We start from the raw sequence: 5,939 nt of genomic DNA on the forward strand, positions 1-5,939 counted from the left end.
AATAGCGAGTTGCAGCTTTTTCACCACCTTGATATGATGCTACAAACTGATAAAACGTCAATAATATTCCATATATTGTAATTTGACCAATTATCACTGTAAAAAAATGTTGCTTTATCAATACTCAAATTATTATTTAACATACAATCTACGATTATTTGCAACCAATATGATATTCGTTCCATTTGTACCTCCAGATGCAATTCCACTACTTTTTTAACACTTCCACAAAATTTGCCTTTATCCTTTTCTTTACTACATCAAGTTCCTGATGATACAACTCACCTATATACTTATATATCATATCATTAAAATCAATTGTATATTTTTCACTCAACCCTTTTGTAAAAGGAGCATCACTTTCAAGTAAAATTCTATCTACCGGAATATTTCCAACAATATTTCTTCCATTTACACTCTGCAACATTTGATGATTAATAGAAAAATAGCAACCTTGCTCTATTGCCCTCCTTAAATCAGTTATTCCACCAGAATACCAGTGCAAAATGACAGTTCCATCAAAACCATTAAGTATATCAACTACTTTCTTTGAAGCAGACCGACTGTGAACACTTAATATTTTATTTTTCCCAGAACACCACTTTATTATTTTTTCAAATATTTCCGTTTGACACATTACATCTTCTTTTGACTTTTTTGTATAATCCAAACCGATTTCACCAATAAATCTAGTTTCATTTATCAGTTCCTTAAAAAGCATCTGCTGATTGCTATATTGATACACCAATTCCGGATGAAAGCCTAAAGCTAATTGAAAATACTTATTTCCCATATATTGATGCTTATACTTTTCAAAGAGCTGTGGCAAATTAGTTACTGCTATGGTATAAGACTCTTTTTGCTGAACATATCTTAATACTTCATTTCTATTATCATATAAATCAAAGTGCATATGAGCATCCATGTAAAAATCAAACATTTATTTTCTCCAAACACTCTCTCATTTCTTTCATTCCACGCACATATAAATCTGCAAATTGTTCTATGTTTTCTCCAATGGGGCCTGACTCTTGAATTCTCAAAAATGCATTATTCTCATCAAAATTATTAAATGCACATTTATATGTTCTATATGCTTGTCTTGCGACAGGAAGCTTCTTGTATCTGCTATCAAAGTATGTGCTTGTATCGTGTAATTTCCCCTTTAGAATAGCGGCTCTTCTTATAGTACATGGTAAGCAATATCCGCAATGCATGGTTGTTTTCATGCCTTGATGCCTTCCAACATCCGGATGTGAACACGACATAGTTTTATCTAATATCTCTTGTAAAAAATCTCTATCTTTACATTCTAAAATCATCTCACCTTTTGTCTTAAACTGAAATGGATTCTTGATTTTAACTTGAAGACCTAATTCTGCAATCAATTCCTGTAGCATTTTCATATAATGTGGATGTGTTGTTCTTGTACTACTTGTTCCAGTTCTTGTATATGCCAACGGAATATTTAACGAGATCAATCCATTTTCTGGTATTATTAGCTCTATCTCTTTGCCCATAGCACTTGCATATGCAATGGCATGAGAAAAAAACATAAAGGAACGAGAACGTGTAGTATCTTCTTTTTTGTCTCCCTTTTTTGTAACAATAGCTGCATAATTTTGAACAAAATTGCTTTCATCTACATTGAACCGGTTAATGAATGCATCTTTTAACATTCCTTGATATTCTACAGTTCCTTTTCCTCCACCATAATGGCTCACAAAAACCGTATCAGAAGCATCCTCTTTATCACAGAGTAAATTCAATGCACCTATACAAGAATCCAAGCCACCAGAAAACATACAGATTTTTGATATATTCACATTCTTCTCAGTTACTTTTTCCCACTTTTCCTTCGCTTTCTTTTCTATCTCCGTCAATTTCCTTTCCCTAAAACAAATTTTCCACCTGTCTCCTGTAAGAAAATTCAACATTTCTTCTACTAATGATTGACAAACATTCCATTTATCAACACATAAAACTGGCATATATAACTCAATTTTCCTACTCCACGCATCTTCTCCTGTTTCGCGAAGAATTAGTCTGTCTGCTGCAAACACAGCTAACGATAAATATAACATGTCAATTGCTTCATCTTTGTAGAATTCGGCATAAGTATTATTTTGTTTCCAAAATGTATATTTGAATGCCTTTTTACAATTTAAGTTTATAATTTTGCTTTCTTCCACTTCAAATCCATCTTCCGAAAGTTTACAAACTATTTTCATACTACATCTCCTCCAATACAGAATAGCATTTTTCATATAGTGCTTCTATTCCATCTTCTATCGAGTGGTGCCCAAATATTTTGTCTCTAATTTCTTTTATTTGAAAGGTTGTCCTAACTTTACTGGAAACATAATCCTTCATTTCTTGCTCAACTTTCATAGTTCTGTCAATATCATCAGAATATTTTTCTAGACAATATTGTAAATCATTTAAAATTCTTCCCCAAATATAACATTCAACATATGTACTAAGAACCTGTTCCATTAGAACATTATCAACTTTGTCTAATGACTGTAGCTCCAGATTATTGTTCTCCATATACTCATACATTTTCGACATTGCATTTACAGCTGCAATCCTTGCCACCGAATCTTCCTTTGAATCCGCTGAAGCTGAAATATAATTTACCAAGCCAGAGCAAATCTCTTTTGCACTCTTGCCTTGATATTCTATTCCTAAATCATCAAAGGTTTTCTGATAACCTTGTTGCTGAATATCCGAGAATAACCTTCCAATATTTACAGCACCTCTAATTCCTGATTTGGAACTTTTAATCAAACCCGCAGTACCGCCTGCTGCTTTTACATAATTTCTTGCAGTTTTAGCCACGCCGCCTCCGTGACCATTTATATATTTAGAAAACCCCGTTTTTGTTGCCTGCCAACTAACCTCCGGTTTAGATTGCTGCCCGTTGTAATCGCTCGGCAAAAGTCCTTTATTATCTTTATTTCCTGAATGACTGCTTGATGTACCCATAATTTATTACCTCTCTGTACTTTCTATAGAAAATCCTCTATCGCTGTTTTAAGTGTTGTATTTTCGCTTTTCCATCGCTCAAGTATAGTCTTCATTGCTCCCTTATTTTTACATTGAGCATAAAAACCTTCGAAATACGGAATCTGCGATACAGAAATTTTCTGTGCTGATAAATCTGTACAATACTTAATTGTATTCTCTTGCAACTGCTCGTTTAATGCACCCCATAGCAAGAAAAATCTTACTTTTTCCTTTTCATAACTATCATCACTAATCACATCTTGATATAAACCATCTAAAATTTGATGTTGATCGAAGACAGAAATTTTATCAACAGCCATTTTAGCTTGATTAAATGCTAAGTCCGAATGTTTTGAGATTCCTTCGAATATTTTCTTTGCCTCTTCACTCATTTTCTCAACACTTGTAAATATATTATCTTTAGCAGACGCTCGCATAAAGTAAAAATAGTTCTCTAACTTTTCCTCTGACAACATTGGCTTCGCTTCATCCATTTTTTAACCCATAATTCGTTTTTCCATGGATCCAATGCATTGATTTTGTCTTCCTGGTCTGTTTCAAAGCCTTCTAATTCTGTTTTTAGCATATTGTCACCTAGTAAGTTGACCATTTTTCTAAATAAAGATGTTTGAAAATACTCAACCTCCATTATTTTCGCCAAGACATTGCTCTTCAACGTAACATTCTTATAGTTCGCCATCTTTTGTCGCATATCCAGTGTATTTAGAAAACGTTTACATTGACGGGGATTGCCATTCAATCCTTGAGTCAATATTCCCGATAGTTGCTTCGATAAGACTAAGCTATCATTTAATTTTGTAGCGATTCTCTCATCATACTCCTTAAGAATTTCCATCGTTATAGAAAACTCTAATGGATTCTGTTTTCTCTTTGCTTGCAAAAATTTCAACAAACCATCAAATTCTGTTTCATTCAATTCATTTTCCGATAACAAGCACATTATATAAAATTCTGTTTCATCCTTATTCATACATGGTATTCTTATAGGATACTGGATAAGCTTTTCTTGATACTCTTTTCCAATATCCATATTAATACCTTCAATATCATCAAATTTTGATCTAATTGCATATGTAACGTGTCTCTCATCAGCTCCTATAACAAAAGACACATTTCCACTAAACAAGAAGAGTCTCATTGCTTCTAATGTATCTAATATGGTAGCTGGATTGCATCTATCCAACTCATCAACAAATATTACTAGTTTTTTAATGCCTGCTTCTTCTATTAATTCTGCAAACTTTTCTCTAACTCCCGTATATCCTCACGAACTTCTTTATAGTCCAATTTATCTTTTATTGCTTGAAGCATGGTTTCTTCATCAACATCTTCCGCAACCTTTTTAGCTTTCTTTGTAATTTCTTTTATTGCGAGATTGGTTATTGCGCCGAGACCGCCTGTAACCGCCATATCTATACCAAATTTTATTCCACCTTTTATAACTTTAAATTTATCAATACTATCATACAAGGCTTTCAATGTTATTTTTGCTGCACCAGACAACTCACGACATTCTTTTATCCCATCTAAAATTGATGCTAAAATAGCAGTTTTGGCATCATCATAGCTCTCATATAGCCAGCCATTAAAGAGCAAACATACAGTTCCATCCTTTTGCTCTTCTAATTGTTTCTTACACATATGCATCAGACTTGATTTTCCGCTTCCCCAGTCTCCATACAAACCAATACACGAAGGCAACAACTTTTCATCATTTATCGTATCTTTCATAATTTCGACAATGTATGAAAAATCCAAATAGTCAATTTCTGTTTCGCTATCCTTCCACATTTGTAAAAACACCTCTTTCTTTTATGTGTACTATTATATTTTTTACTCTTCTTCCTCTTCAATCCATTCCTTCAGTTTCTGTTGAAGTAACTTCTTATCTGGCAGATATAATTTATACTCTGATGCATAAATATTAGCATCTTTGGGCAAAGTAATCTCAACTAAAGCATCATTCTTTTCTTTGCACAGAAGAATACCTATTGTGGGATTTTCATCTTCTAATTTTTCATACCTATCATAATAATTAACATACATCTGCATCTGACCAATATCCTGATGTGTCAGTTTGTCCACTTTCAAGTCTATCAATACATAACAACGCAACAATCGATTATAGAAAACTAAATCCACATAAAAATTATCTTCATCATATGTAAATCGTTTCTGTCTTGCCTCGAAAAGATACCCCTTTCCTAATTCCAACAAAAATTTTTGTAATTTATTGATTAAGGCTGTTTCCAAGTCTGTTTCAGAATATTTTGCTTTTTCTTCCATACCCAAAAATTCCAGAACCGTGGGTTGCTTTATAATATCTTCAGGTTTTGTAATAACGTTCCCCTCTGATGCAAGACGCAAAACACCTTCTTTATCTCTACTCAACGCTAAACGTTCATATAAACTAGAATTATATTGCCTCTGTAGAGTACGAACTCCCCATCCTGTTTTTGCCGTTTCAATTTCATAAAAGCTACGTTCAGCTTCATTTTCTATACGCATTAACTGCAAATAATGCGACCACGAAACAATAAATGGTGGCTCTTTTTCAAAAAAGCTAAACACTGTTTCACTTTTTTCGATTGCAAAAAGGCTAAACACTGTTTCGCTTATTCGCTCTTTATAAGTCAAATAAAATTTTCTGGCATTTTTTAATGTATCTTCTGAAAATCCTTTACCAAACTCTTTCTGAAGATTTTCTGATAATGTTTTTATAACCTTACTTCCATACTTTGCTCGCTTTTCTCCCATTTGTTGCGTTTCCACAATCCATCTACCTAATGAATAGTAAGTCATTATCTGTACAATATTTACATGTTTTACTACAATATTTCTTGCGTAATTTATTAATTCTACTGAATCAGTACATAATTTTTCAAGTTCAGCATCATTTTCAATAATTT

Annotated in this window: 7 protein-coding genes; all 7 read right to left on the reverse strand. The window is 33.0% G+C overall.

Annotated features, from left to right (window positions below):
• Positions 1 to 208: 208 nt before the first annotated feature.
• From qatD to DW059_RS14725, 7 genes are read right to left on the reverse strand one after another with little or no spacing between them, the layout of a single operon-like run.
• Complete coding sequence (qatD, locus tag DW059_RS14695; protein ID WP_117699287.1) at positions 209 to 940, reverse strand: Qat anti-phage system TatD family nuclease QatD; 732 nt, start codon at positions 938 to 940, stop codon at positions 209 to 211.
• Positions 933 to 2,231 (reverse strand): Qat anti-phage system QueC-like protein QatC, encoded by a 1,299-nt coding sequence (gene qatC / locus DW059_RS14700; protein WP_117699288.1) that lies wholly within the window; start codon positions 2,229 to 2,231, stop codon positions 933 to 935. Before qatC ends, qatD begins: the two co-directional genes overlap by 8 nt.
• A gap of 1 nt (position 2,232) precedes the next feature.
• Positions 2,233 to 2,988 carry a hypothetical protein gene (locus DW059_RS14705; protein WP_117699289.1) on the reverse strand — a complete coding sequence of 252 codons (756 nt, stop codon included), beginning with the start codon at positions 2,986 to 2,988 and terminating at the stop codon, positions 2,233 to 2,235.
• Between the two features lie 23 nt (positions 2,989 to 3,011).
• Positions 3,012 to 3,503, reverse strand: a complete 492-nt coding sequence (locus DW059_RS14710) for a hypothetical protein (protein ID WP_147326065.1) — start codon at positions 3,501 to 3,503, stop codon at positions 3,012 to 3,014.
• Entirely contained in the window at positions 3,464 to 4,258 is a 795-nt protein-coding gene (locus DW059_RS14715; protein WP_117699291.1) for a KAP family P-loop NTPase fold protein, read from the reverse strand. Before DW059_RS14715 ends, DW059_RS14710 begins: the two co-directional genes overlap by 40 nt.
• On the reverse strand, positions 4,258 to 4,821 hold the full coding sequence (locus DW059_RS14720; protein ID WP_117699292.1) for a P-loop NTPase fold protein: 564 nt from the start codon (positions 4,819 to 4,821) through the stop codon (positions 4,258 to 4,260). Before DW059_RS14720 ends, DW059_RS14715 begins: the two co-directional genes overlap by 1 nt.
• A gap of 42 nt (positions 4,822 to 4,863) precedes the next feature.
• On the reverse strand, positions 4,864 to 5,937 hold the full coding sequence (locus DW059_RS14725) for a PDDEXK nuclease domain-containing protein (protein ID WP_117699293.1): 1,074 nt from the start codon (positions 5,935 to 5,937) through the stop codon (positions 4,864 to 4,866).
• Positions 5,938 to 5,939: the final 2 nt, after the last annotated feature.

Origin of the sequence: Roseburia sp. AF42-8 (assembly GCF_003435965.1) — a bacterium.
GTDB classification, from domain to species: Bacteria; Bacillota; Clostridia; order Lachnospirales; family Lachnospiraceae; genus Roseburia_C; species Roseburia_C amylophila.

Coding starts and splice junctions, on each gene's coding strand:
- qatC (WP_117699288.1), bottom strand. CDS start 2,231: ATGAAAATAGTTTGTAAACTTTCGGAAGATGGATTTGAAGTGGAAGAA.
- DW059_RS14705 (WP_117699289.1), bottom strand. CDS start 2,988: ATGGGTACATCAAGCAGTCATTCAGGAAATAAAGATAATAAAGGACTT.
- DW059_RS14710 (WP_147326065.1), bottom strand. CDS start 3,503: ATGGATGAAGCGAAGCCAATGTTGTCAGAGGAAAAGTTAGAGAACTAT.
- qatD (WP_117699287.1), bottom strand. CDS start 940: ATGTTTGATTTTTACATGGATGCTCATATGCACTTTGATTTATATGAT.
- DW059_RS14720 (WP_117699292.1), bottom strand. CDS start 4,821: ATGTGGAAGGATAGCGAAACAGAAATTGACTATTTGGATTTTTCATAC.